The sequence below is a fragment of the Vibrio sp. Vb0349 genome (assembly GCF_033338975.1).
This window is the reverse complement of sequence record NZ_JAWOTS010000398.1, coordinates 1-1,088: the sequence shown is the minus strand read 5'-3', so window position 1 is coordinate 1,088 and position 1,088 is coordinate 1. Positions and strand designations below refer to the sequence as shown.

The following is a 1,088-nucleotide window of genomic DNA, read 5'->3' as shown; positions in this document are numbered from 1 at the left end:
TTACTACTGGGCAACACGTGCAACAGATACTCGTAAGATGTTTGGTTTTGCACCAGAGAACATGCCTCAGAACGCGGAAACCTCAGTTGACCGCGATGGCAATGGCTTTACTGGTAAAGGTGAAATCGCAGCGAAACCTTTCTACGGTCTATCTGCACAGCTTTGGTCTGAAACCGTACGTAACGATGAACAGTTCGAGTACATGGTATTCCCACGCGTACTTGCTGCAGCAGAGCGTGCATGGCACCGTGCTGAGTGGGAAAACGACTACAAAGTGGGTGTTGAATACTCGCAAAACTCGAACCTAGTAAACAAAGCTGCGCTAAACCAAGACTACAACCGCTTTGCAAACGTACTTGGTCAACGTGAGTTAGCTAAGTTAGAGAAATCTGGTATCGACTACCGTCTACCAGTACCAGGTGCGAAAGTAGAAGATGGCAAGCTAGCAATGAACGTTCAGTTTCCTGGCGTGAAGCTTCAATACTCTCTAGACGGCAAAAACTGGCTGAATTACGCAGACAATGCTCGTCCAAATGTGAAAGGTGAAGTGTTCATCCGATCTGTATCGGCAACAGGTGAGAAAACAAGTCGTGTGACTAGCGTAAAATAATACGATTCTTGTAAGTTAATTTTTGGCAAAGCCTCAACGCATGTTGAGGCTTTCTTTATTTTTAAAGGAAATTAAGTGTGATCGAAGTCTTAATATTTTGCATTGATAAATAAGTTTTGGTGTTAAAGATAGAAATTAAATGTGAAGTGAGTCTGGTTATTTCGCCATTTATTAAATCGTTAGTTGTTGATGATCACATTTTATTTTTTTGACGAATTTTTATAAATCAACGCAAGTGTCTGTAATTAACAGTGTTTTTGTTATGGTTATAGAGTCGGGTTTGAACGAGATCACTTTTTAAACGGATTTATTTTCCATTGCGAATTAATTATTTCAGTATGGCCACCGCCACGGAGGCACATTCCAAGGCTTGCGATGATCGGGAAAAGAAGCCCATGGAACCATCGCATAACGTGAATAATTAAAGGCAGTAATTATGAAAAACATTTTTGCACTGAGTGCTCTTTCACTCGCTTTC

General features: G+C 41.1%; 1 protein-coding gene. It reads left to right on the top strand.

The window, feature by feature from the left end:
- A partial coding sequence (locus tag R7Q47_RS26130; RefSeq protein ID WP_318090247.1) for a chitobiase/beta-hexosaminidase C-terminal domain-containing protein occupies nt 1-610 on the top strand: 610 nt, incomplete at its 5' end.
- Nucleotides 611-1,088 lie beyond the last annotated feature (478 nt).